General features: G+C 65.6%; 19 protein-coding genes and 1 pseudogene. 12 read left to right on the top strand and 8 right to left on the bottom strand.

What is annotated here, in order from left to right; translation table 11 throughout:
- Positions 1–114: 114 nt before the first annotated feature.
- Complete coding sequence (locus AMK27_RS36465; RefSeq protein WP_073918000.1) at positions 115–690, top strand: hypothetical protein; 576 nt, start codon at positions 115–117, stop codon at positions 688–690.
- 316 nt (positions 691–1,006) lie between these two features.
- Complete coding sequence (locus AMK27_RS36460) at positions 1,007–2,638, top strand: peptide ABC transporter substrate-binding protein (RefSeq protein ID WP_073917998.1); 1,632 nt, start codon at positions 1,007–1,009, stop codon at positions 2,636–2,638.
- Positions 2,639–3,368: 730 nt separating this feature from the next.
- Here the strand turns inward: AMK27_RS36460 and AMK27_RS36455 are convergent.
- Positions 3,369–3,761 carry a hypothetical protein gene (locus AMK27_RS36455; RefSeq protein ID WP_073917996.1) on the bottom strand — a complete coding sequence of 131 codons (393 nt, stop codon included), beginning with the start codon at positions 3,759–3,761 and terminating at the stop codon, positions 3,369–3,371.
- Between the two features lie 511 nt (positions 3,762–4,272).
- Between AMK27_RS36455 and AMK27_RS36450 the strand changes: the two genes are divergently transcribed.
- On the top strand, positions 4,273–5,061 hold the full coding sequence (locus AMK27_RS36450; RefSeq protein ID WP_143204903.1) for a hypothetical protein: 789 nt from the start codon (positions 4,273–4,275) through the stop codon (positions 5,059–5,061).
- On the top strand, positions 5,058–5,459 hold the full coding sequence (locus tag AMK27_RS36445) for a GntR family transcriptional regulator (protein ID WP_073917992.1): 402 nt from the start codon (positions 5,058–5,060) through the stop codon (positions 5,457–5,459). The genes AMK27_RS36450 and AMK27_RS36445 overlap by 4 nt, the downstream gene beginning before the upstream one ends.
- 75 nt (positions 5,460–5,534) lie before the next feature.
- On the opposite strand, the gene AMK27_RS36440 is transcribed toward AMK27_RS36445, so the two are convergent.
- The 3 genes from AMK27_RS36440 to AMK27_RS36430 form a co-directional block, all read right to left on the bottom strand.
- Positions 5,535–7,274 (bottom strand): serine/threonine-protein kinase, encoded by a 1,740-nt coding sequence (locus AMK27_RS36440; protein WP_073917990.1) that lies wholly within the window; start codon positions 7,272–7,274, stop codon positions 5,535–5,537.
- An 87-nt stretch (positions 7,275–7,361) separates the two neighbouring features.
- Positions 7,362–7,751, bottom strand: a complete 390-nt coding sequence (locus tag AMK27_RS36435) for a VOC family protein (protein ID WP_073917988.1) — start codon at positions 7,749–7,751, stop codon at positions 7,362–7,364.
- Between the two features lie 110 nt (positions 7,752–7,861).
- Positions 7,862–9,226: a cytochrome P450 gene (locus AMK27_RS36430; protein WP_198956002.1), complete on the bottom strand. Its 1,365-nt coding sequence runs from the start codon at positions 9,224–9,226 to the stop codon at positions 7,862–7,864.
- Between the two features lie 418 nt (positions 9,227–9,644).
- Here AMK27_RS36430 and AMK27_RS36425 point away from each other — a divergent pair, with 418 nt between their 5' ends.
- On the top strand, positions 9,645–10,274 hold the full coding sequence (locus AMK27_RS36425; protein WP_143204902.1) for a TetR/AcrR family transcriptional regulator: 630 nt from the start codon (positions 9,645–9,647) through the stop codon (positions 10,272–10,274).
- Between the two features lie 69 nt (positions 10,275–10,343).
- On the opposite strand, the gene AMK27_RS36420 is transcribed toward AMK27_RS36425, so the two are convergent.
- On the bottom strand, positions 10,344–11,207 hold the full coding sequence (locus AMK27_RS36420; RefSeq protein WP_079188714.1) for an IS5 family transposase: 864 nt from the start codon (positions 11,205–11,207) through the stop codon (positions 10,344–10,346).
- A gap of 460 nt (positions 11,208–11,667) precedes the next feature.
- On the opposite strand from AMK27_RS36420, the pseudogene AMK27_RS36415 reads away from it, so the two are divergent.
- Positions 11,668–12,509 (top strand): annotated as a pseudogene (locus AMK27_RS36415) (IS5 family transposase).
- Here the strand turns inward: AMK27_RS36415 and AMK27_RS36410 are convergent.
- Positions 12,504–12,746 carry a hypothetical protein gene (locus tag AMK27_RS36410; protein WP_241847713.1) on the bottom strand — a complete coding sequence of 81 codons (243 nt, stop codon included), beginning with the start codon at positions 12,744–12,746 and terminating at the stop codon, positions 12,504–12,506. The pseudogene AMK27_RS36415 and the gene AMK27_RS36410 overlap by 6 nt on opposite strands.
- Positions 12,747–13,224: 478 nt before the next feature.
- Between AMK27_RS36410 and AMK27_RS36405 the strand changes: the two genes are divergently transcribed.
- On the top strand, positions 13,225–13,641 hold the full coding sequence (locus AMK27_RS36405; RefSeq protein WP_073917982.1) for a hypothetical protein: 417 nt from the start codon (positions 13,225–13,227) through the stop codon (positions 13,639–13,641).
- Between the two features lie 140 nt (positions 13,642–13,781).
- On the opposite strand, the gene AMK27_RS42790 is transcribed toward AMK27_RS36405, so the two are convergent.
- Positions 13,782–14,012, bottom strand: coding sequence for a hypothetical protein (locus AMK27_RS42790; protein WP_158076945.1), 231 nt, complete (start codon positions 14,010–14,012; stop codon positions 13,782–13,784).
- A 7-nt stretch (positions 14,013–14,019) separates the two neighbouring features.
- Between AMK27_RS42790 and AMK27_RS36400 the strand changes: the two genes are divergently transcribed.
- Positions 14,020–19,986 (top strand): FG-GAP-like repeat-containing protein, encoded by a 5,967-nt coding sequence (locus AMK27_RS36400; protein WP_073917980.1) that lies wholly within the window; start codon positions 14,020–14,022, stop codon positions 19,984–19,986.
- Between the two features lie 289 nt (positions 19,987–20,275).
- On the opposite strand, the gene AMK27_RS36395 is transcribed toward AMK27_RS36400, so the two are convergent.
- The gene (locus AMK27_RS36395; RefSeq protein WP_143204901.1) at positions 20,276–20,728 is read right to left on the bottom strand and encodes a M15 family metallopeptidase; all 453 of its coding nucleotides are present in this window, start codon (positions 20,726–20,728) and stop codon (positions 20,276–20,278) included.
- Between the two features lie 130 nt (positions 20,729–20,858).
- On the opposite strand from AMK27_RS36395, the gene AMK27_RS36390 reads away from it, so the two are divergent.
- The 4 genes from AMK27_RS36390 to AMK27_RS36380 all read left to right on the top strand — a co-directional run bounded on the left by AMK27_RS36390 (position 20,859) and on the right by AMK27_RS36380 (position 24,579).
- Positions 20,859–22,634, top strand: a complete 1,776-nt coding sequence (locus tag AMK27_RS36390; protein ID WP_143204900.1) for a hypothetical protein — start codon at positions 20,859–20,861, stop codon at positions 22,632–22,634.
- 388 nt (positions 22,635–23,022) lie between these two features.
- Positions 23,023–23,274, top strand: coding sequence for a hypothetical protein (locus AMK27_RS36385; RefSeq protein ID WP_143204899.1), 252 nt, complete (start codon positions 23,023–23,025; stop codon positions 23,272–23,274).
- A 161-nt stretch (positions 23,275–23,435) separates the two neighbouring features.
- A complete protein-coding gene (locus AMK27_RS42785; RefSeq protein ID WP_158076944.1) occupies positions 23,436–23,954 on the top strand; it encodes a hypothetical protein in 519 nt (172 codons plus the stop codon).
- Positions 23,932–24,579 (top strand): VOC family protein, encoded by a 648-nt coding sequence (locus AMK27_RS36380; protein WP_158076943.1) that lies wholly within the window; start codon positions 23,932–23,934, stop codon positions 24,577–24,579. The genes AMK27_RS42785 and AMK27_RS36380 overlap by 23 nt, the downstream gene beginning before the upstream one ends.
- The last annotated feature ends 401 nt before the right edge of the window (positions 24,580–24,980 follow it).

Below are 24,980 nucleotides of genomic sequence, written 5' to 3'. Positions count from 1 at the left end.
CCCGGCACGCTGATTCCATGACATGAGTGATGCTGACTCGTTCGCGCTGGTTGTCTGCATGGGAACATCGCGCCGGGGCCGGCTGCGCCCCGAGTCGGTCAAGTGGAGGTGCCAGTGGAGCTCAACGTCGATGCGAGCGGGCGGCCGTGGACCCTTTCGGGCGGCGGACCGGTCATCGTGATCCCGGCGGAGATTGCCGGGCACTGGCGGGGCACGTTGCCTCCTGTAGGTGTTGAGGTTCCTGCAGGGTGGACGTGGGGTGGTTCGAGCGGCCCTGAGTGCGACTACGACCGGGCGTGCTCTCCAGGGGTCTACGAGCCGACGCCGCACGGCGGCTTCGGGTGGGTCGGTGTCCAGGAAACACCGGTTCTGATCTTGGACGGCGAGATCCTCACCTGGTTCGAGGCGGGTGCCGAAGGCGGGTCGCTGGTGCGCTCCGCGATCGACGAAGCGGATGGCGACCCTGAGAAGGTTTTCCCAGGCAGCTGGCGTTCGGTGGGAGTCGACGTCATCTCGCTGACCGACGGCCGCCTCTACATGTTCGATTCGGCAGCCGCAGGGGCGGTGGACCCGGCTCAGATAGCAGCGGATGACGGGGTGGGCGTCATCACGCTGGGGGCCGGCAACTGGAGGGTGGAGTTTGCCACTGACGCTGACGAATGCGACTTCGTTCGCTTCCGTCGGCCATGAACCGGACCGGCCAGGGGAGTGGTGCCGTTGACGAGCCGCGACAAGCGGTGACCCCCTGGAGCATGCGGTGCCAGTCCCGGCTTGCCGCGACGGTCCCATGCCCTGACCTGGGATGTTCCGCCGCGATCCCATCTTGAGTACCGATTACTCACCAGGACGATTCCTCGCAAGGTTTGAATCATTTCATTGCGGTGCAGGCCAGACGGATTGACATCCGAGGCCCTCAAAGAAGTCTCAGGTACTGGCCCACACTGCTTCCTCAGATTCGCCATGCGGCCCATCCACAAGGCCGAACCATTCCTCGAAGGAGAAGCCCATGCGCGGTGCCAAGAGCGCCAAGTGGGTAACGGGCGCGATCATCGTCGCCCTCGCTGCGACCGCCTGTGGCGGGGGTAAGAGCGACAGCGACGACGCCAAGGGCGCTGTTGACCCGAACGGAATCTTCTCCATCGAGCTGGGCGAGCCTGAGAAGCCCCTGCTCACCGGTGACACGATGGAGTCCAACGGCTCCGCCGTGATGGCCGGCCTGTTCTCGACCCTGGTCGACTACAAGGCTGACGGCTCCCTGGAGATGATCAACGCCGAGTCGGTCACCACGACGGACTCGAAGACGTGGACCGTCAAGCTGAAGCCGGGCTGGACCTTCCACGACGGCACCCCGGTGACCTCCAAGTCCTACGTGGACGCGTGGAACTGGAACGCCAACGTCAAGAACGCCCAGGGTCTGTCCTCCTGGTTCGCGGACATCAAGGGCTACGACAAGGTCCACCCCGAGGCCGAGGGCGCCACGCCCGCCGACAAGATGGACGGCTTGAAGATCGTCGACGACTCGACGTTCACCATCGAGCTGACCAAGGCCACACCGGCCTTCGGCCACAAGCTCGCCTACATCGCCTTCGCCCCGATGGCTGAGTCCTTCTACAAGGACCCCGCCGCCGGTGGCCAGAAGCCGGTCGGCAACGGTCCCTACAAGTTCAAGAGCTGGGACCACAAGAAGAAGATCGAGATCACTCGATTCGACGGCTACAAGGGCCCGAACAAGGCGAAGAACGGCGGTGTGATCTTCAAGAACTACACCACCCTCGAGGCCGCGTACGAGGACCTGAAGTCCGGCAACGTCGACGTGCTCCGTCAGATCGCGCCCAAGGACCTCCCGGTCTACCGCCAGGACCTCGGCGACCGCGCCGTGGACCAGCCGTACTCCGCGATCCAGTCCATCGCCGTCGCCTTCTACGCCGACCAGTGGAAGAAGCCGAAGGTCAACCCGAAGGTCATCCAGGGTCTGTCGATGGCGATCGACCGCGAGACCATCACCAAGACGGTGCTGCAGGGTACGCGTGAGCCCGCGACCGGCTGGGTCGCCAAGGGCGTCCTCGGCTACCAGGCAAACGCTGCCGGCGCCGTGACCACGTACAACCCGGCGAAGGCCAAAGAGCTCATCAAGGCCGGCGGCGGCGTCCCGAACAACAAGATCTTCATCCAGCTCAACGCCGACGGTGGCCACAAGGAGTGGGTGGACGCTGTCTGCAACTCCATCCAGCAGGCCACCGACGTCCAGTGCGTCGGCGACAGCAAGCCGGACTTCCAGGCCGACCTGACCGCTCGCAAGAGCAAGCAGGTCAAGTCGTTCTACCGCTCCGGCTGGTTGCTCGACTACCCGCTCAACTCCAACTTCATCAGCGACCTCTTCCGCACCGGCGCCGCCGGCAACCAGGGCGGCTTCAGCAACGACGAACTGGACGCGAAGATCGAGGCCGCTGACGGTGCAGCGACTCTCGACGAGTCGGTCAAGGCCTACCAGGCCATCGAGAAGGACCTGGTCAACTACATGCCGTCGATCCCGCTCTGGTACTACAAGGTCAACGCGGGCTACTCCGAGAATGTTTCGGGCGTGGCGTACGGCCAGGACGGCGACCCGATCCTGACCGGCGTCGAGGTCAAGAAGTAGCTGGTGGGACGAAATGGCTTTCCCGGAACGGCCTGTGAAGGCTTCCGGGGAGGCCATTTCGGCGATGAATGAGCGAGATCCGGCAGGTTGGTCCCTGTCCCGTGACACGAACTGCTGCACCCTCGCGCCGGGTAGGGGTGTTGCCCGGTTCCGGCGGTCGCGCTCCGGCTGACGTCGGAGCCGTGCCGATCTTGTAGGGTCGGCGTAGCCCGTGCCGATATGGCGTGCGCGGGTGAGGCCCGGCGCCCAGGGGCACACCCCGGGGGCAGTACCGTCGGGCCGTCCCAACCCCTTCAGCCGGTGTCGCCGATCCCCGCAGAGGCCGACGCGCTCGCGGACCAGCGCCAGCCCGCTCCGTTTCACCCCGCAGCAATGACCGAGGCGGTCCATCTCTTCGCGACCAACTCCGAGTCCTGCCGCGCCGCCGGGTCCGGCAAGAGCGGCTCCGGACGGGGAAGGGGATGGCCGTCGCCTTCAGACGGCCCGCAGTGAACCGGCTGGCAAGAACTCGCACCACACGCACCACCTGGGGCATCACACAGCTGCCACCGATGGGCCGTGGACCACCCAACTCTCGACTTGTGCCACGGGTTGCCCGGGCAGGAGGCCGGCCAGGCTCTTCGCCAGGGCTGCCCCAGTCTCACGGCGCCGCCGGAATCCAATGAGGACACAGGTCGACGGGTGCGACGGTCTGAAGTCGGACAGGCAAGGCCACCCCGTACAGCGCGCGTCAGGTCTCGTTGAGGGCGCGGCGCACGGCCTTGAGGTACTTCTCTCGAGCAGGGGCGGACTCGTCCCCGGGGTCGGCGCTGGCATAGTCAAGCGCGGCCGACGCGACGAAGTCGGGTCCTTCCAGTTCGACCAGGTGAAATGCTCTCAACGTCCTGGCCTCTCCATCGGTGGCGCCAAGCTCCCACGCCTGCCCAGCAGTCAGCAGGTCGCCGTAGACGGCCCGCCGCCGCTCTTCTGTACGAACCCGACGCTGCTCGAGGAAGGTTGCCTGGACGGTCGATATCAGAGCGCTCGTCTGTCGATGGCTGGCCCTCCATGTGAAGAAGCCCGTCGTGATACTGCCCAGGATGGCCGCCCCGGCGGCGATCAGGGCAATCTCCCACTCGCTCATGTGACGGATTTTGCCATGGGGTCATGTCGGCCTATGACCCCCTGCGCCTCGTTTGTGGGAACTGTCACCTGTGGTCGGGAGCCTGCTTTGCCGCCCCGCTCTCCAAAAGCGCAATGTATCGACTGTTTGACACAATGCGTCTTGAGGCCGTACGTTACCGACATCCTCGGGACACCTACAGGAAGCGAGGCGCGGGCATGTTCAGCCTGCTGTTTCTGTTTGCACTGGCGGTCGGCTTGTTGCTCCTCCTCATTCCTCCACGCCAGACCAGTACGCCCTCCTGACCCCAGAGAGAAGAGAACGAGCTCGAGCCATCGCGACTTGGAGGCTTGCTGCCCTGATAGGGGGTCTGATCCTGGCGGGCGTTGTGGCTGACTCGGGGGCCGGAGTTACCGGACAGCTCTTCGGTCTCGCTGTCGCCGTGGTCTTCACCGCTGCCGAGATCTTGAACCCTGCCCGCCAGCCCGAGTCGCTCGCCTCAACTCCCGCGCAGCTGCGGAGAGTGCGGCGTGTGTACAAGTGGCGACGCGGTGGCATGGCAGTTGGCTTCGCGGTTGCCACCCTGCTCTTCCTTACAAACGCCTTCCAGACCGGTGCTGGGAAGACGGCCTTTCTTCTCATCGGCCCACTGCTGGGCGCGTGTGTAGTGGCAGCGATCCTGATCAGTGAGTTGCTGATCGCCACGCCGACAGGGAGTCTGCGAAGTGCACGGCTCAAGCAGCGACGCATCCGCGACTACGTCTCCCGGACGCAGACGCTTCTGCTGACGGCTCTGACCATAGGCTTCCTCTTGCTCATGGTCGGTACCACCGCAGCTTTCCTGAACATCGCCCCCCGGATTCCGTCAGACGAAGTGCGGGGCGACTGGGGGCCGACTCCCCCCGAGTTCGTCTTCCTCTGCCCCTCAGGCCTGCCCGAGGACGCTGACTTCTGGGGGATCACGAACATACCGTGGATACTCTCCGTAGCGGCGGTCGGGCTGGGGCTCTCCCTATTCGCCTTGCGGCGCATCGCCACTCGGCCTCCCTACGACTCCGACCCCACACTGCAGGATGCCGACGAACGGCAGCGTGAATCATCGGCCGGCGCCGTGGTCCAAGCTTGCGGTGTCTTGCTGACTTCCTCCTCTGCGGCATGCGCCTACTTCATGAGCAACGCCTTTTCTTTCACCTGTCAGAGTTCCCACACCCTGATACTCGGCAACGTGATGCAGGTCTTCTCCTACATGTCGACTGCGGCCTTGATCTACTTCCTGATCACCCTGGCCCGCGCGTGCAGCCCACGGGTAGTAGCGCAATGAGCCCTTTGACGTTGCTGGTGGACACCAGAAGTCCCGTACCGCCCTACGAACAGGTACGCACTCAGCTGGCCGCACTCATCCTCAGCGGGCAGCTGCCCCTGGGCGAGCGACTGCCGTCAGTGCGGCAACTCGCCGCCGACCTCGGCCTGGCCGCAGGAACCTTGGCCCGCGCCTACCGCGAGCTGGAGAACGCAGGGCTCGTGCACAGCCGCCGCGGCGCAGGCACGCGCGTCACACGGCCTCCTGGCCCCACTCCCACCACGGAAGCACAGCTCCTCCAAGCGGCACAGGCGTACGTTGCTGCCGGGCGTCGCCTCGGAGCGGACGACGAGCAGCTCACAAGCGCCCTCCGTACTGCTCTCACACCCCCCTCACCCGTTTCGGAGGATAGGCCATGACCATGGCCGGCTGGTTCAGGACTGGCCAGAGCGAGAGCGGACGACCGACGGCAGCAAGGCTGTGAGGGGGCCGGGTCAGTCCGTGGCGGGCATGACGCGGGTGACCTTGCCCTCCAGGTCGGCGTCCAGATAGCCGGTGACGTAGTCGTCGGCGAGATAGACGGCAAGCCCCATGGGAGTGCCGAACGTGGTGTCGGTAGGACGGACCATGACATAGCGCATCGTGGGTTGCTTCACGTTCAGTTCCCTCTCCGCTCGCTCCAGCAGCGGAGGAAGAACGCCCCAGTCGAAGGCGTCCAGGTCGAAGGGGCGTTCGCCGCCGATGAGGGTACTGCTGATGATGCCCTTCTCGACACCCTGGCCCGGGCGGTAGGTGTAGCTGTCGTACTTGGTGTCGCTGCCCTTGACCATGATCTCCGCGGACACGTAGTCCGCGTAGACCGTGAAGTCGCACGCGCGGTCCGTGCCCGTCGCCGCCTTGATCTCCTCCACCGCCGTGCGTATGCCCTCCGGGGTGAGCAGGTCGTTCCTCGCGTCGGCTTCCTGCACCGACTCGGACCGGGAGACCCTCGGCAGTGGGGTACTCGCGTCCTTTGCCGGAGTGGACGACGAAGGGTGCGAATCGGCCGCCGACTTGCGGCCCTGATCGCCGCCATCTGGCAGCAGGGTCCACATCAGGACGCCTGCCAGCACCGTCCCCAGGACGGAAAGGGCGATCATGAGCCGGCTCTTCGCACGGCCGCCAGGGCGAGCCGGCGTCTGCCTTGGAGGCCCCACGGAGAAGGGCCCGGGCGTAGGGAAAGGGCCCGGTACGGCGTCGTGTACGGACGGCTGTCCGAATCCGGTGGGCGGGCCGAAACCCGAAGATTGTCCGGACCCGGCAGGTGCCGAGGGGACGGGTGTCGGCGGGGGAGAGGCCAGCCGGTACGACGTGGTCCCGGGCGTCCCCAGGGGAGTGCCCGGAGCCGCGCCCCGGCCCTCGGCCGCAGCCGCGAGCAGTTGGTCGGCGGTCTCCACGTCCGCCCGGCCGGCCGGATCCTTGACCAGCACGGCGTTCAGGAAGGCGGAGAGCGGGCCTGCCTGAAGGGGCGGCGGAAGCTCCTCGCTCAAGAGGGCGGCCAGTGTCGCGAGAGTCGATCCCTTGCGCAGCGGATGGTGTCCCTCGACCGCGACGTACAGCATCATCGCCAGCGACCACAGGTCGGAGCCGGGACCGCCCTCGCCACCGGAGATGCGTTCGGGCGCCATGTAGTCGGGGGTACCGATCACGGAGCCCGTCACGGTCAAGGCGGTCGACTCCCTGATCGCCGCGATGCCGAAGTCCGTCAGGACGGGACGTCCATCGGGTCTCATCAGCACGTTCGCGGGCTTCACATCGCGGTGCTGAATGCCGACGGCATGCGCGGTACGAAGAGCGGCCAACACTTCACGACCGACCTGAGCCGCCTCGACGGGCGCGAGTGGTCCCCTGTCAAGGCGATCTTGCAGCGATCCGCCCGTGACCAACTCCATGACGAGCCACGGGTAGCCGTCCTCCCCACCGTCCACGACATGATGGATGGTCACTACATTGGGATGGTCGGCACGGGCGAGCGCCCGCGCCTCGCGCAGCACCCGGGCCCGCAGCACCGCAGCACCCTGCGGATCGTATTCGGCGAACCCCGGATCCGGCGGCCGCACCTCCTTCAGCGCGACCGCCCGGTCGAGGACCAGGTCCCGGGCGCGCCACACCATGCCCATGCCGCCGCCACCGAGCCGCGCCTCCAACTCGAAGCGCCCATCGATCACCCGCCGGCTGGACTCCGTCTCGTTCATGGCCGGGAGCCTACGAGATCCCGAGGACACGGACCTGGGCGGGTGACTGCAACACCACCGGCCAGAAGGCCCGGAGACTGCGGATCACTAGCGGCCCGGCCCTTCGCCGACGTGCGGTGGAGGGTCAGGGAGCGCGAAGTGCGGGTTCTCGATCAATCCGATGACCGATCCGGAAGGGGAGACAACGGATGCGACGCGGATCGACCCGCCCACCTCCTGGACTGTCCCACGCGCGGTCGCACCGGCTTGGATCAGCATCGTCACCGCCTTGTCGACATCTGGAACGCCCCAGTAGGTCATGGGTCCCTCGGCAGGATCGGCGTGCGGGTCGAGGGCCAACTCGTAACCGCCGACGTTGAAGCCGACGTAGAACGGCTCGTCGAAGTAAGGCTCGATTCCGAGGGCGGACTCCCACCATGCTTTCTCGGCAGCGAGGTTGGGCGCGGGATACATCACCGTCCGAAGGCCCAAGAACATGTCAACCCCTGATCTAAGAGAATTCTGAGCAGATGATAGGACCCCGCCGGTGTGTATCGGTGCAGGGCGCAGCCTCCGCACATCCCCAACGCAACCGGACAGCTCCACCATCAGTCAGGTCGACGGCGGAGGCTTGCCAGCATCCGCCGGAACGCCGAGCGCGCCGGTTCCGAAGGAGTGCGGGATGCGGCGCCCGGTGTCTCCGGTGCCATCGGCGCGGACGGAACGTTCTGCGCCGGTACGTCCGACAGGATGTACCGCACTGGAAGCGACCGAAGTCCGCTCACCAGCGGTGAGATGCGCCAGGGGAGTTGATCGCTGGGCAGCATGAGCTGGACGTCGGTGAAACGCTTAAACAGACGCTGTACGCCGATCGCCACGATACTGCTGGCCAGGTCCCGGCTGGGACACTGGTGGGGTCCTGCACCCCAGGCCAGGTGGGCACGGGAGCTGACGATCGCCTCGGCGGCTTCGGCTTGACCGAACAGCGGGTCGGCGTGGGCTGCTGCCGGCGAAACCATGACGGGATCCCCCGCGGCGATGACGAATCGACCGAGACGGGTGGGGGCGACAGGAAAGCGGAACGTGAAGTTGTGCAGGGGCGGATTGGCGAGCGCTGCACGGTTCACTGCCTCGCCGACCATCCCGGCCGACAGACTGGCTCGCGCTCCGGTGCTTCCCACAAGGATCTCCACGATGGTGTTGCTCAGCAGGGCCCCCACCATGTCCGTCGAGGTACACAGCACCAGGTACAGCGCCCAGGCCAGTTCCTCGGTGCTTGCGGACGGATCCGAGGCGAGCATGTACGACGGGATGTCGTCGCCGGGTGAAGCCTGCTTCGCCAGGACCAACCCGTGCAATGCGGCCATCAGCCTCTCGAGCGAGGCAGGCGCGTCCGGCCCCGCGTCGAGGACCCTCCAGACGTCCATGGTCACCTGGTCTCCCAAGGAGTCCGAGAATCCAAGGAGGCGCGTGGTGACCATCAGCGGCAGAGGCCGGGTGTACTGCCCGCACAAGTCGGCGGTCCCGCTTCGGCCGCCATCCGCGGACAACAGCGTGATGAGCTCATCCGCGTACTTCGTGATCATGCTCCTGAGCTGCCGGGCGTGAGGCAGAGAGAGGTCTTGGAACGGTCTGACCGCGGACTCGAACGCTGCCCGCGCCTTCCGGTGCCGCGTATCGTCGAAGAAGATCATCATGTCGCACTCGAGTGCGGGCAAGAGGGGCCAGTCCGCAGGGATCCTGCCCTCCATGTAGGACAGCCAGTAGTTCAGGCTCTTCTTCCACTGGCCGTCGTCACGGAGAACCGTGAGTGACTCCTCGAAACCGAGGACCAGCCAAACAGGCGTGCCGAGCAGATCTACCGGTGCCACCGGACCATAGCGATTGCGCAGTTCTTCATGGATGCGCGTCCGTCGAATCTCGTAGTCCCGGGTGAGCAGCGGTTGGACGGGCAGCATCTCGAGTCGCGTCACCGAACGAGTTCCTCTTGGAGAAGATGGGCCAGCTCGGCCGGCCAGGACAGGAGTGCCCAGATTCTGAGCCGCCCGCCCCGGGCGTGTGCTGCTCTACGGGGCGTCAAGGGGTGCGTGGATCATGACAGGTCGATCCGGCATGGTGTGAGGAGAGCCACCCCGGTGAGTGGTCATTGCTCACCGCGAAGCCGCGAGAAGTACTCCAGATGACTGAAACCTTACCTGGGGTGGCCTGTTCGTTAGGCCTGGCCAACACATACGTACCGCCCCCTCTCCCCGTTGTCGGCGCGCCGGGCCGTGTTGCGTTCCGGAGCCGGGGCAGCGCCCTCAGGTGCAGGGAGAAGTATCTGGATGGAGTAGGGAATGCTCAGCGATCCTGTGGCTGCCCGCAGTACTTTTCTCCGGGCGCACTGGTCGCTTGATCTTCTTCTACGGAAACAGGCGGCGGATCGACATGCCCCGGTCTGACGGAACAGCAGCCGACGAGCCCGCCCATGGACAGCGCAAGCGCCAGGCCAGAGGCGAGCGTCGGATCGGCCAGATCCTGGATGCGGCAGAGCACCTCATGGCTGAGCTCGGGGTGCAGCCCCTCAGTATGAACGCCATCGCGCGTCGCGCTGGCATCTCCCCGGGAAGTCTCTACCAGTACTTTCCTTCAAAGGAGGCCGTCGTCGAGGAGGTGTCGCGGCGTCTCGCCGCTCAGCTCCAGCACACGATGGGTCTAGCGTCTCGGATCAGGACGGAGCCAGGCCCTCTGACGCCCGAAGGCATGCTCGACCGTCTTATTGAGCACGTGATGCTCTTGACCCGGAACCACCCCGCTGTTCCGGCTGTGCTCACAGGGACCGCACAGAACGAGTCCGACCCACTGCTCCAGGCTGTCGTCCGAGGCTTCCCCGCGTGCGTCTCAGCGCAGACAGAGCACGAGACCGTGACCCGCGACCTGGCCCTACGCATTCTCTGTGCCGGCCTCGGCCTGGCCGCTCGTCAACCCGATCCCGCACGACTGCTCCGCGCCGTCCGACAAGCGATCCTGAGCACCTTGTAGACGACCGAGACTCCCATGCCCTGCAGTTGCCCGTCACCTTAGAGGTCGTTTTCGTCCAATGTTTCATCCCTAGATGGGATGCTCTGTGACTTTCTTCGGGTCGCGCCAGGAGATGGTGTTCTCACTGGTGAGGCGGCGGGTCATGAGGCTGGTCATGGCGATGTGGATCAGGGCTTCGGAGCGGGTGGGCAGGGCTTCGTAGTCGCGGGCCAGGCGGCGGTTCAGCATGAGCCAGCCGTAGGTCCGTTCCACCGCCCATCGTTTCGGGATCGGGGTGAAGCCCCTGGTCCCGGACTTGCGGGCGGTGATCTCCATGTCGATGCCGAGGGTCGCGGCGTGCTCGACGAGGTGCTGGCGGTAACCGCCGTCGACCCAGACCTTGCGGATGCCCGGGTGGTCGGCAGCGACCTGGTCCAGGAGGTGGGTGCCGGCGACGGAGTCCTGCACGCTGGCCGCAGTCACCACAACAGCGAGGAGGAGGCCGAGCGTGTCGGTGACGATGCTCCGCTTCCTGCCGACGATCTTCTTGCCGGCATCGATGCCCTGGCTCGAGGCCGGAACGCTGGTGGAGGTCTTGACGCTCTGGGCGTCGATCACACACGCCGATGGTTCACCGTCCCTGCCTTCTTTCTCCCTCAGCAGCTGCCGCAGTAAGCCGTTGAGCTGGGCAAACACGCCCTCGTCGGCCCATTTGGCGACGTAGCCGTAGACCGTGTTCCAGTGCGGGAAGTCATGCGGGAGATAGCGCCACTGGACCCCGGTGCGGTCCACGTACAAGATCGCGTCCATGATGTCGCGCAGGTCATGTTCGGGTGGCCGGCCGAAGTGCAGGGCCTTGCTGCGGCGCTCGAGCCGCCAGGCAGCGAGGACCGGCTCGATCAACTCCCAGCGGGCATCGGACAGGTCACTCGGATACGGACATCGCTTCGGCATGCTTCCGGCGTACCGCCACGAGCCGAATGTGCCCAGGCGCACGGCAGCGGCAGTGGAAGCACACGACTACGAAGGCTGGGCACCCTGGGATGAAACAGGATTACGTCGTCTTCCGCCCCACCCGCAACCCCACCAGCCCCGCAGATACCGACGATTTCCACGGCCTCACCCGCACCACCGTCCAACACCTCAAGAACTGGCTGATAAGCAGGCATTGCGGGTGAAAACAACCTCTTAAAGAGCGTGAGCGTTTTATCCCAACAGGGGCGCTTCATCGCACTTTAGGTAGCGGACCGCTTCGGGCCGGCTGGGGCAGTAGACCTGTCTTGTGACAGGTGAGGCGGATGACGGCCTTCAAGGGCCCGTTTTGGGCTCTTCACTCCTGTCTGATCCCAACACGCCCCCGGTCACGCCGGTTTGCGCCCTGTGGCGGGACGGCGGCCATCGGTACTACCGAAACATGCCTCGCAGACAGCGGCCGTATCCGAGTGACCTGTCCGATGCCCGTTGGGACCTGCTGGAACCAACTCTGACGGCCTGGCGGGCCGAGCGAAGAGGAAAGGGCCTGGACATCGGCCGACCGCCCGAGCACGATCTGCGCCGGATCATGGACGCCATCCTCTATGTCGACCGGACCGGGATCCCGTGGCGGTACCTGCCGCACGACTCTCCTCCATGGGAGACGGTTTACGGGAACTTCGCCGCCTGGCAGAAGGGCGAGGTCTTCGGCCAGCTCAACGGTCTCCTGCGACGCCTGGTCCGGGAGGCCGAAGGCCGCGACGCCGAACCCAGCGCCTGCGTCCTGGACGCCCAGAGCATCAAGACCTCGGCCAATGTGCCTGCGGCTGGCCAGGGCATCGACGCGGGCAAGAAGATCGCGGGCCGCAAACGGCACATCGGCGTCGATACGCTCGGCCTCCTCCTGGCCGTGCTGGTCACAGCCGCCAACGTTTCCGACAACGCCGGCGGCATTCAGGTTCTCTCGAGCATCGCCGCAGACCATCCGCGTGTCACGAAGGCGTGGGCCGACACGGGCTACCGCACCAAGGTCGTCGACCACGGCGCCCGCCTCGGCATCGACGTCGAAGTCACCCGCCGCGACCCCGCTCACAAGGGCTTCAAGGTGATGCCGCGACGCTGGGTCGTCGAGCGGACCTTCGGATGGCTCATGCACCACCGCCGCCTCACCCGCGACTACGAACCCACCCCCATCGCTCCGAAGCGATGATCCACCTCGCGATGATCGACCTGATGAGCCGCAGGCTCACCCGAGAGTCGACTCCGAACTGGAAGGACTCATAGCCGCCGGGCCACGCTGACCCGCGCATCCTCACTCCTCATCGACCGCGGCCAGCGGCTATCGATGAGACTCGCCGCTTCCCGACAGGCGCCGCAGGCGTCTTCCCGTTCCGGCAGCCACGAGTAGTCGGACGGTGACATGCCGGCTTCCTGGATGCCGCACAGCGTCTTGTCGAAGATGCCGAACGCGTGGGAGACACCAGGGGCAAGGCCGTCCGCGGCGGCCTTCTCCCAACGCATCCTCAGGGGCAGATACGGCGGTCGCGAAATCTCGAACCACTCGCCGCCCACATGGGTGGCCGCATGGCACTACAAGCAGGACCAGATCTCTTCTTCCCAGACCGTCGGCGGCACCGGCCACCGCCACATCGACCGCCCGCACACATCACACTCCACAGGCGGACCCTCACACGCCAGCACTGGCGACCCCAAGCGGCCAACATCGCGCCAGTTATCAAACGCCCTGACCAGGACAAACGCCCTTTTAGTCCCAGGCACCCGCGTCGGTGTACTCACCCGGCCGATGCCCGGGCTTCGACGTGCACCTGGAACATCTGGCCGTAGCCGTCCGACCAGACCGCCAGAACTGCACATCGCTCCGGGAGCGTGTTGAGTACCTGATGCTCTGCCGACGCCACTGCGGCGCCGGGAAGCTCTGATCAGGCGTCGTTCCAGCTACACGCCTTTCAAGGTGCGAGGGTGAGCCCAAGGAGTGCCCGTGGCCATAACAGTTCCCGGGGGGAAGATATCGGCGGCTGTCCTGCTGATCGTCATGGCGATCGGAGGCATCGTCATGGTCCAGCTCGTGCGCGAGGAGAGCGAGAACGTTGCGAGCGAGGCGTACTGCACGCACCTGCACGAGCTCCTGAAACCCGCACCCGCAGACGCAGGGCGGGAGTACTACGAATCGCTGCAGCGCCACGCGGACGTGGTGGCGAGCGAAGCGCCCAACGGCCTCTCCGACACCGCCGAGGACTACAAAGACGGTGTCACGGCCGCAGTGCGGAACCTGGCGCAGGCGAACTACGACACCGCACGTCTCACGACGGCGCAGGTCGAGACCATGCAGTCGGATTCCCTTCGCACGGCTGGATCCGCGCTGATGGCCTCTGAAGCGCAGGACTGCCCCAAGTAGGCGTGGGCCTCGTGGACGAGGCTCGTGAGAAGCCTCTTCCCCGGCCATGGTCGGGGAAGAGCAAGAGCAGCAACTGCTCTACCGCCGCTCAACGACCGCGTGGACTCTCTCTACTCTGCGTCCTTGCGTCCGAGAGCACATCAAGTCAACACAAGAGAGATCCACATGAGACCTGGATTCTGGACGAGAGCGACGGTGGGATCCGTCATGCTCTCCTTGACCCTGCCAACCCTCATTCCGCAGGCGTCAGCTGCAACGACGCCGCCGACACCACCCACTCCGCTGACAGTCCCCCCATCGCCGGTGACTGCGGCGAGTTCGGTCGGATACCTCCCGATCACATCGAAGGTGAGTCCGTCGGGCGACTTCACGGCCTCGATGCCACTCGAGGTTCCCGATGGCCGGGCCGACATGGAACCGACGCTCTCGCTCTCTTACTCCAGTAGCGCGAAGTCGAGTCTGGTCGGCCATGGGTGGTCCCTGTCCGGCACGTCGCAGATCACACGGTGTGGTTCGTCCAAGGCGACCGATGGTCAGGCCAGGGGTGTGACGTTCGGCAGCGCGGACAAGTTCTGTCTGGACGGCCAGCGCCTTGTCGGTACCAGCGGTACGTATGGCGCGGACGGTTCTGAGTACCGCACCGAGAAGGATACGTTCACCAAGGTCGTGTCCCAGAACGCCGCGGGCGCGAACGGGAAGTTCGTGGCGTACACCAAGGCTGGCAGGGTCCTCGAATACTCTGCCGTCTCCGCTGGCCGGTACGTGAACCGGGTCTCCAAGTCGGATGGGGGAACGTGGACCAACTCCCAGGTCCTGGCCGGTTCGCCGAACGTCTTGTGGGTGCTGACGAGCGAGAAGGACAGGTCCGGCAACGGGATCACGTACGAGTACCAGAACCTGGTCGACGCGGACGGCCTGGAGATAGCCCCCCACCGCATCCGGTACACGTCACACGGATCCGAGGCGGCCCACCGTTATGTCGAATTCCAGCTGGAAGCAAGGCCAGACAAGCAATCTTCCTGGAAGTCCGGCGTGCCGTTCAAGCAGACGCGGCGTATCAAGACCATCGCGATGTACGCGCCGAACCCGTCCACGACGGCGAAGGTCTGGCAGTACGACCTGACCTACGCGCCGAGCGGGCGGACAGGCAAGAGCCTGCTCACGTCGGTCAAGCAGTGCGCTGCGGCCGGCGGCTGCAAGTACAGCAAGAACTTCGGCTGGAACGTCGACAGCGCCTCGTCGCCGTTCACGGTGCGGAACGTGGGAACGGTTCCCTCGACGGTGAGCGGGAACGAGCGGTACCTCCACGTGATGGACGTCAACGGTGACGGCCTGGACGACGCCGTCTACGGCGCCTTCTCCGTTCCGGGCAAGACGTTCCTGGGAGCGCGGGACGAGGACGGGAACCCTGTTCCGCTGAGTCGGCAGTGGAGCAATGCGTGGGGCGCCGAGGCCGCCGGCAACCAGGCCCGTCCCGTCGACCTCAGCGGCGACGGCAAGGACGAGATCTGGATTCCGATCAAGGACACAGGCACCGGCAAGTGGCGCGCCCAGCTCCGCCAGTGGAACGAGACAACCCATGCCTTCGCCGGGACTGGAATGTCGGGCAGCGTCGAATGCCGAGCCGAGGCGAACAGCGTCGACTGCGGTGAGGACACCTGGGTCGATCTCGACGGAGACGGCCGGCTCGACCTCGTCTACGTCGAACCGATCCCCAGCAGCAGCTACGCCCGGCTGAAGGTCCGGCGCAACGAGAACGGCACACTTGCCGCGCCCGAGACCTCCAACCAGCAGATCAGCCAGGCCGACACCCTCACCTACGCGGGCGACGTCTTTGGTGACGGGCGCAGCAAGATCATGGTTCACCAGGACGGGGCGACGCCGGACGGCGGTTACGCGATCGGTCAGTCGGCCGACGGGGAGGTCATGGGCCGGTCAAGCAGCCCCAACGGCGCGGGCCACGCCTTCTTCACCACCCCGAAGACGACCGGCGACTTCAACGGAGACGGTCTCGTCGACTGGGTCTACACCGATCCCGTTTCCACCGTCACCTCGCTGTTCTGGAACACCGGTCTCGGCGCGAAGCGCTCCGTCGTCGAGACCGCCAGCACCGTTCTCGGCGTGCTCGATCCCTATATCGTGGGCTCGGGAGACATGAACCAGGACGGCCGGGACGACATCCTGCTCCGTGGCTACACCCGTGGCAGTGACTCCGCCGTCGGTCCGTCGGTGGCCTACTCCAACGGGGACGGCACCTTCGCCGAGCCCTTGCCCATGACGCCGCAGTCCTCCGCCTACGACGACCTCCTCGGCGGACCCACCAGGGTGGGTGACTTCAACGGCGACGGACGCAAGGACTTCCTGTACATCACCGAGGGCAACCAGATGGTCGAACTCGAGCAGGCGGCCCTCGTCACCGACCGCCTCACCCGGATCACCGACCAGGGAGCCCCCAACCCCCAGTACTCGGTCTACTACTCCTCCCAGTGGAACAGCGACGACTCCTACCCGATCGGCGACAACCACTCGTGCGCCTACCCGCTGCGGTGCATCCGTACGGGCATGGTCGTTGCCAAGCAGGTGGACTCACCTCAGGGGACGCAGCACTACGCCTTCATGGACCCGGTCAGCGATCTGCGAGGACGCGGATTCCTGGGCTTCGGGAAGATGCGCATCCTCGACCCGGCGCGACCCTCGGAGACCATCCTCACCTTCAACAACGAGACACGGGTCACGATGCCCTTCCCCCTGCTGGGAGAGCGATACCCCTACGCCTTCACCCCCGCGAAAGTCACCGTCGCCACCCCGATCATGAACTCGCCCGTGGGCACGTCCAAGCCGGCCACCGCCACGGCACGCGTCCAGGAGACCACGTACACGCGTGAGGTCCGGGGAGGCTACAACTACACCACGCCGGTCACCTCGTCCTCGACGAAGACCTGGGAAGAGTCGGTGAACATCGACTGGGGCAACTGGCCCTTCCAGAAGATCAGCGGCATCGCCACGCCCACGAACCCGCCCAGCGTGGTCACCGGAACATACGACTACGACACCTACGGCAACCAGACCTACGCCAAGAACGCGACCACGGACGGCGTCACCCAGGAGACCACCACCACCTGGGACAACCGAACCGCGGACTGGCTGATCGGCCTGCGCACCGGCACGACCGAGACCCGCAAGGAGGCCGACCCCGCGATACCGGCGGTCACCAGGAACGTCACCTACACCAACGACACGCTCGGACGGCCCGAGAAGACCGAGGTGGAGAAGAACGCGACCGACACCTCTCTCCAGTCGACCGTCACCACCAGGTACAACGCTTACGGTCTGCCCAGCAGCACCACCACCAGCGCGCCCGGAGTGCCCTCACGCACTGCTCACACGGAGTACGAGGCGGGCTACCCCGGCGCCCCGGACGAGCATATCTTCGCCAGCCAGATCTGGTCCGAGCACGCACTTGAGCAGTACCGGCCCAGTGCGTGGACGGCCGTGCACCCCGCCTCAGGACAGCCTGTGGCTATCATGGACGTCAACGGCGTGCAGACCACCACCACCTACGACGGCTTCGGCCGCCCCCTGGCGGTGGCGCGGCCGGGTCAGCGGACCGTCACGCACGCCTACTCCGGCCGACCGGTCACCGGCGGCACGAACGGCCTGGTCGCTACGACCACGCAGGGTGGCCAGATCTCCACGGAGGTCACGGACTCCGATGGCTACCGGGTCTCCGCTACCAGCCAGGGTTTCAACGGTCAGGTCTCCACGGTGGATGTCGCCTACGACTCCCTGCACCGAGCCAGCTCGGTCACCAATCCCTACCGGGGCAGCACTCCCGCGGGAGTGACGCGGTACACCTACGACAGTCTCGACCGCCTGGTGGAGACGGTACTGCCCAACGCCAGCACGGTTTCCACCACGCACACCGGTCTGTTCGCGACGACCACGGACCGAGCCGGGAACGTCGTGGAGGAGACCCGGGACAAGAACGGTCGCCTCATCACCTCGGTGAACGACCCTGCCGGCAAGAACGTGTCGACGCAGTACAAGTGGGGCCCCTTCGACACCCTCCTCAAGGTCACCGACGACGCCGCGAACGTCACCACGATGGGCTACGACACGCTCGGACGGCGCACCAGCCTGGCCGACCCCGACAGCGGCACGACTGAGGCGACGTTCTACGGAACCGGCGACCTCCGCCGTGAAACGCACACCGCCACCGGCGAGTTCTCTGAGATCACCTACGACGACCTCGGCCGGGGCATCACTCGTACCACCAACACCGGAGCGAACAGCTTCGTCTGGGACACCAGTGCCCACGGCGTCGGACAGATCGCTGCCACCACCAGTGCCGACGGCATCCGTACCCAGTACACCTACGACGCCGAGGGCCGGCAGACCGGGATGGAGTACATCGACGGGACCGCGAGCTACGCGTCCGATCGTACCTTCGACCCGACGACGGGCAAGATCGCGACTGCGAGCTACCCCTCCGCCCCGGGACGGGATCGATTCACCCTGCGGTACGACTACAACACGATCGGCTACCTGACGAAGGTCACCGACGTCACGCCGAACCAGCCCAACCAGCCGTACTGGCAGACCACCGCGCGCACAGCCAACGATGCTCTGGACACGGCCATCATGGGCACCGGCACCTCGGGCATCGTGCTGGACAACACTTACGACCCGACCACCGGCCAGCTGACCGACATCGACAACGTGCGGGCCGACGGTCCCGGAACCAAGCTCACCGACCTCCACTACGACTACTACCCGACCGGCATGGTCAAGCGTCAGTACGACGCCGTGTCCAACCGCAACGAGATGTACACCTACGACAAGCTCAACCGCCTGACCGACTGGACCCTGGGCGACGCCGGCACGATCTCCTACGGCTATGACAACATCGGCAACATGACCACGGTCAAGAAGAACGGGACGGTCACCGAGACCCACGGGTTCGGGAAGGCGGACGGCAGCCAGCCGCACACGCTGACTTCTGTCACTCCTGCCGGCCAGTCCGCACGACAGGCGACCGTGGACGCCAAGGGCCGCCAGACCGAAGGCTCCGGTCGCCAGACCACCTACACCCCGTTCAACCTGCCCAAGACCGTCACCAAGGCTGGGAAGACCACCACGTACTCCTACGATGCTTTCGGATCGCGTGTGAAGGAGTCCAGCCCGGACGGCACCACCTTCACCGTCCCCGGTCTGTACGAGAAGCGCACGGCCGGCTCCAGCACTAAGCACGTGTTCCACGTGAAGGGCTCTGACGGTCTCATCGGACAGGCTGTGTTCGACGGAACCAGCACCACGATGCAGTACCACATCACCGACGCCATCGGCAGTGTGAAGACCACGGCCATCGGCCAGGGGCAGCAGCAGTACTTCTACGACCCGTTCGGCGCTCGCATCAACGCCGACCGCGCCCCCTACACCGGAACGACCGGTGACCTCACCCGGGGCTTCACCGGACACGAGCACGACGACGACCTGGGCACGATCAACATGAAGGGGCGCATCTACGACTCCGCCGACAAGACCTTCCTGACGCCGGACCCGATCGTGTCGAGCCCCGGGTCCAGCCAGTCCTGGAACCCGTACAGCTACGTCAAGAACAGTCCGCTCAACAACACCGATCCCAGCGGATTCATGTTCTGCGTCAAGATCACGACTAACGGGGAAGGCGGTAATATCACCTGCTATCCGGAGGAAGGGGATCCTCTCAATGACCCTGGAACCAGTATGGAGCACTGGCTCACGTCGATGGGGTACGGCACCGGTACCGGCAACGGGTCCGGCAGCGGCGGAGGATGGGGCGGCAACGACGGATCGCCCGCAGCGGGCGGCTACTCCGGATCCAACGGCTACAAGGCCCCAAACGGTGACTGCCCGGGTGGCTGCCACACCCCCAACCGCAGTGATCTCGCCCCGCCGGACCAGATCAACGATCCCATCGGCGAGATCCTCGACGAGGTGACAGACATGCTCGTCCAGGAGTTCGCGGACACCGTGGTAGGCATCCTGTGCTTCGGCCAGTGCGGCACCGCGAACGCCCCGACGTCCTCGACGACGCAGACGTTCAACTCGCCCTCCGATGCCCAGGTGCTGGCCGGCGCTGTCAAGGCGGGCATCGAAGTCATAGGCCTCCCTGGTCCCGTGGAAAACGCTCTGGACGCCATCCCAGGGTCGGACATGGTGGCGGACGACCTCGTTGAGTCGGCGATCGACACGATCACGGAGACGCTGGACCCCACATCGGACTACAGCTTCCCTGAGCAGTCTGTGGAGGAGAACGTCATGGAACGCTACTCGGTGCCTCAGAACGGGCCGAACGACGACTGATCGATCCCAGGGGCGGGGCTGTCGGCAGGCCGGCAGCCCCGCGCCGTGTCACCACTGCACAGGCGGACGGCCGTAACGCGGCCGTCCGCCTGACTGATCGAGCACCGAGCAGGAAACGTCGGCGTTCAGGCGGCAGTCCAGCCGCTGTCCGCAGGGCAGACCGGCATCGGGCCGACCCGGCCGGCAGGCGTAACCCGGAGCACCGAGCGATGTCAATTCGTCTCCGGCCGCTTCGTCGGGGGCGCCTCGAAGTGGTGGTAGTTCTCCTCGTCCCACCACCCTCTCCACGTCAGCCCTCGGCTCTCGAACGCTTCACCGCTGGGTCCTCGGGCCCTGAGAACAGGGCCGGGTGATGAAGATCCCGGTCCAGGTAGGCCGGACCCGGGAAGACGCCCGTCCTCGCCCGGAACGGGTTCTCCAAGGTGTTGATGTCCACCGCGAGCCCCCAGGAGTGCGGCGAGAGCACGCGCTGGGCTTCCTTGCCGTCGACGTAGCGACAGTTGAAAGCACTGGTGTTGTCCGCCGCCATGGCCGCGTAGTCGTTCGCCCCCTTGACGGCGTCCTTCCCGAAGTCGTCCACCAGCCGCATCTGCCGTATCGGATGGCGGAGCCGGTACAGGTCCGTGAAAACGTCTGCCGTGCTTCGGGCGATTGACTCGTGCGTGACGTTGTCGCCGCGGTAGCGGTACCCGTTGAAGCCCCAGTAGTTGACCTGCACGTAACGGAGATCGGCTTGTCCCACCGGGCAGCCCTCGCCGAACGACCGTCAGGGCGTGGGTCACGTAGACGTAGCGCGGGTCATCACACAACAGGTGGTCGGTGAGCGGGCGGGAGTCAACTTCGGGATGCAGCAGTGGCCCCACACGGACGACGTGCCGGTCACCCGGTACGTCACCTACCGCAACCTGGGAACGACCCCGGTCACGCTCGACCTCGCCGTCGAGACCACCGGTCAGGGCGGTACCGTCCCGCCGGGCATGTTCACCGCGTCACCGCGCCGTCTGACGGTGCCGGCCGGAGGTACGGCAGAGGCCGACGTCACGGCGGATACGCGCCTGGGAACGACGGACGGAACGAAGACCGGCGTCCTGGTGGCCGCCGGTGACGGCCAGCAGATACGTACCGCCCTGGCCGTACAGCGGGAAGAGGAGTCCCACACCCTGACCGTCCGCTATCGGGACCATCAGGGGGTACCAGCCACGCCGAGTTCCTCGGTGGTCGCCCGACCCGGCTGGGGCACTTCACTGGACGACAACGACGGGGACGGCACCACGACCACGCGACTGCCCAAGGGCGAGTACGTCCTGGAAACCCTGTTCTCAGCCTCTGGACCGGACGATCGTCGACGTGTCCTGATGGTGGCACCCCACCTTCAGCTGACCGAAGACACCGACATGACCGTGGACGCCCGCACGGCCGAAACGATCGAGATCAGCATGCCCGACGATCGGGCGGCGGCCGAGACCGCTTCCATCGGCTGGTCGCTGCCCCAGTCCACCGACGGAACAAGCAGCGTCTGGGAGTTCAGTGACTACTCGACGCTGTCCGTGGGACAGGTCGGGCCCTCGGCACCGCCGGGACGATTCTCTGCCTTCCTCGGTGGTTCCTGGACCACTCCCAGCGACCGCTTCAGCGCGGCCTGGACGCGGCATGGTTCCTACTACACGGGTTTCACCCACCACGTCCGTGCCGGAGAGCTTGCCACGCTGAAGATCTCGGCCGGCGCATCAGCACCAGGCCGCCGTGGTCTGCTCAGCGCGACCTGGAACACCCCCGCCCTGCAGGGCTTCGGAGGACGGGGCACCGAACTCGACACGCTTCCGACCACGATCAAGCAGCATCTGCTGGCCACCGGAGACTTGAGCTGGCGCGTGGAATTGTGGCAGACCGACGGCGAGCAGAACCCCGAAGCCGTACTGCGCGCCCCCGAGCGCACCTATCAGGCCGGTGCGACGTACCACACCACCTTCGGTACCGGCGTATTCGCCCCCCGGGTCTTCGGGGAATCGGGGGCATGGCGGCACGGTGACGTGCTGAGCATGTCCGTAGCGCCGTTCTCCGACGGGGCCGGACACCTCGGCACCTCACGCACCAGCAAGACCCGTGTCACCCTGACCGCCAACGACACAACACTGATGGAAACCGACCAGTCGCCGTTCGATCTGAGCATGGCGCCCTACGCGACCGCCACAGATCTGCCCGCTGCTCCCACCCGATACACGCTGACCACGGACTTCTCACGGGACCAGGGCGTGGCCGCGGTCAGCACTCGAGTGACCACACGCTGGAGTTTCACCTCCGCCGACCCCGGTGACGGACGGCGGGTCCGCCTGCCCCTCTCCACCGTGCGCTTCGACCCACTGCTCAGCGCCGCCAGCACCGCAAAGGCCGGAAAGCCGTTGACCGTCCCCCTGGCCATCGACGGTCCAGCTGTCGATCTCGGCGTGAAGTCCCTGGCTGTCTGGGTCTCCTACGATGACGGCATCACCTGGACGACTGCCCCCGTCGACATGGCCAAGAGCGGACGCTCCGTCACCCTGCACCATCCCAAGGGGGCCAAGACCGTCTCGCTCAGGACCGCACTGAGCGACACACGCGGCAACACCATGAACCAGAGCGTCATCAGCGCTTACACGCTGACCCCCTGAACCTCATGAGACGGTCACTCGGGTTTCGAAGGGAGGGCTACCCCTACCGCGAGCCCATGTAGACGCCGAAGGAGGTGCCGGTCCTGTCGTGCTCGGGGAAGCGACGGGACCGGCACCAGCCAGGTGGCACCCGTCCTGTAGTGAGGTGACCAAGACGACCGTACGAACCCTCGCCGGCTCCAGCACCTCCTGATGGGCCGACAGCGCACAACGTGACTCGATCAGGCGCCTACGGAGTCCCCGTCGGGGCCCTGCACGTACACACGCGGAACGCCGCCGGTCCGGTCGACGTGACAAGGCTGGCGAAGAGTCCCTCGGCCGAGAACGGTGCGAGGCGGTGTCAGACGGCCACCTGAGGTACCCGAGCTGCTCGACTACGATGATCGAAGTGACGAATTCGTGGGAGCAGGACCTGACGGCGGCGTTCTCCGTGCTTCTTGACAGGCCGGTGGAAGGCTTCGGCCCCGAAGCCGATTACGCCCTATACTACATCAACGGTGCGGTCGACGACCGATGGCTGTGGGAAGCGCTCGCTGACGCTGAATCACTCAGATGCAGGCCCGGCACTACCCGCGTCGCAGCTCGGGACCTGGCGTACTTCGGTGAGATGCGACTGGCTGTCACGCAGACAGGGCCGTAGTCCACTGTCGCCCTCCAGCCCCGAGATGAGTAGATCATGCTCTTGTTCTCGCGACCTGTCTCCGGCAACGTGACGTCGTTTGGTGGACCGCCCAAGAAGGGCAGCCTCGCTGTGCAGAGGCTCCGGGGTGCTTTGTAAACCGATGCGGCCCTCTGGTCCAGATGCAGAAGGAAGTCGAGCCTGGTGCGGGTGAGATCTACGGCGATCTCGTTGCGGAGATCATTTGTGGTCGTTCGCGAGAATCTTCCTACAAGCCCGAGGTGGATCTGAGTCTGTCGATAACCCAGCAGCGTCATCCCCGGTCTCTAAGCGATCTCAGTCCCGTCGAGCTTGATCAGCTTCAATCCGTCATTGGCAAAAGCGGGCTCGCAGATTTCATGGCGGACGAAGAAAACAATCTTGAGATTGCGAACGGCGTGGATGCCGACGGAGTGACTGTCTACCGCTTGTACGGCTGGAACTATGGCGCCGGTTTCTTGTTCCCTTCCACTGGTAACAAGCTCGCGGCCTGTGGAACCCAGCATGATATCGAGCATTGTTATCGAGAGCAGCGCGATCTTTTCGTGGCGATGGACGCGGCACTACGCTCCGCAGGGCACGGATTCAAACAACCCCTCAGTTTCTGCTGGTGGGACGACGACTGCTGGGTCGATCTGGATGAGCAGCGCACTGCCGACTAGGGAGCCGGGGACGGCTATGAGATCTGGAGGGATTGTTGTGTCCTGGAACCGGGAGCTGTCCGATAGCGGCGTGTTGGCCGCTGCCGCGCAGGAGTTCTATGGGAGGCAAGTCGACCGCCTGGCAGGGCTGGGCATTGATGCGGGCGGCTTCTCGCTCAGCCACGTGGCAGTGAGGGCCCCGACGTGGCGCGACTATCTTGAGACCCGGCATGGCCTGGAGGCTGCGGCCACGGCGAACTTCGAGAACGTGTGGAACGGGCGGCCGATCTCGAAGATCGTGCTGGCAGAGCCGCTCATGCTGGGGGAGAGAACTCTGGATCTTATTGAGCTGATCCCACCGTTCCACCAGAGGGTCTACGCGATGGGGCTCGAGCATCTGGGATTCGTCGTCGGGGACCTGCAGTCCTTCGTTGACCAGCACATGGACGTGCTCACGGGGATGCAGTTCCAGAGCCGGACCTGCACACCTGCGTATGTGATGTTCCCGGATTACACACACGTCAAGTTCTATGCGCGGTCTTTGCAGGACGAATGCGAGAAGGAGGGGGCAGTCTTCTCCGGGTTTCGGCACGCGTCGTGGAATACCGCAGACGATCTTGCCGGGCCCTACGAGGTCCTGCTATGACCGAGCGTCCGCTGACGCTGCTCCTGGTGGCCTCGGGCGTTACGGGCAAGGCTGAGCGGAGTCCCTTCTCGGACTTGAGTCGTCGACGCTGCTGACTGCGCTGGTGTTCCGGCCGGGGCCGGTGGGGTCGGCCATCCGTGCCAGGTCGCGAAGAGTCGGGGATCGTACGAGTCGATGACGTGGATGCACTCCTGGCCACCGTCGCCGGCCAGGTTGAAGACCTGGCACGGAAGTTGATGTCGGCGGGCTGGGGCATTGCTCTGAACGGTGCAGATGCGGACCCCCGCACACCTGTCACCAGGCCTCACTCATGCCGTGCCGCACAGCCGCGGGTCCTCTCCTCGCCTGCGACTACCGATCGTCCGGAATGACTCATCAAACCGATGGCGCCGCTGGCGCGC

The sequence above is a fragment of the Streptomyces sp. CB02009 genome (assembly GCF_001905825.1).
GTDB lineage: Bacteria > Actinomycetota > Actinomycetes > Streptomycetales > Streptomycetaceae > Streptomyces.
The sequence above is the reverse complement of the archived record's forward strand: the minus strand, read 5'-3'. Positions and strand labels throughout refer to the sequence as shown.

Bases quoted from the DNA above. Each gene is read 5' to 3' on its own strand.
- AMK27_RS36460 (WP_073917998.1), top strand. From the start codon at position 1,007: ATGCGCGGTGCCAAGAGCGCCAAGTGGGTAACGGGCGCGATCATCGTC.
- AMK27_RS36400 (WP_073917980.1), top strand. From the start codon at position 14,020: ATGCCACTCGAGGTTCCCGATGGCCGGGCCGACATGGAACCGACGCTC.
- AMK27_RS36445 (WP_073917992.1), top strand. From the start codon at position 5,058: ATGAGCCCTTTGACGTTGCTGGTGGACACCAGAAGTCCCGTACCGCCC.
- AMK27_RS36435 (WP_073917988.1), bottom strand. From the start codon at position 7,751: ATGTTCTTGGGCCTTCGGACGGTGATGTATCCCGCGCCCAACCTCGCT.
- AMK27_RS42785 (WP_158076944.1), top strand. From the start codon at position 23,436: ATGCAGAAGGAAGTCGAGCCTGGTGCGGGTGAGATCTACGGCGATCTC.
- AMK27_RS36420 (WP_079188714.1), bottom strand. From the start codon at position 11,207: ATGCCGAAGCGATGTCCGTATCCGAGTGACCTGTCCGATGCCCGCTGG.
- AMK27_RS36455 (WP_073917996.1), bottom strand. From the start codon at position 3,761: ATGAGCGAGTGGGAGATTGCCCTGATCGCCGCCGGGGCGGCCATCCTG.
- AMK27_RS36410 (WP_241847713.1), bottom strand. From the start codon at position 12,746: ATGCGTTGGGAGAAGGCCGCCGCGGACGGCCTTGCCCCTGGTGTCTCC.
- AMK27_RS36440 (WP_073917990.1), bottom strand. From the start codon at position 7,274: ATGAACGAGACGGAGTCCAGCCGGCGGGTGATCGATGGGCGCTTCGAG.
- AMK27_RS36380 (WP_158076943.1), top strand. From the start codon at position 23,932: ATGAGCAGCGCACTGCCGACTAGGGAGCCGGGGACGGCTATGAGATCT.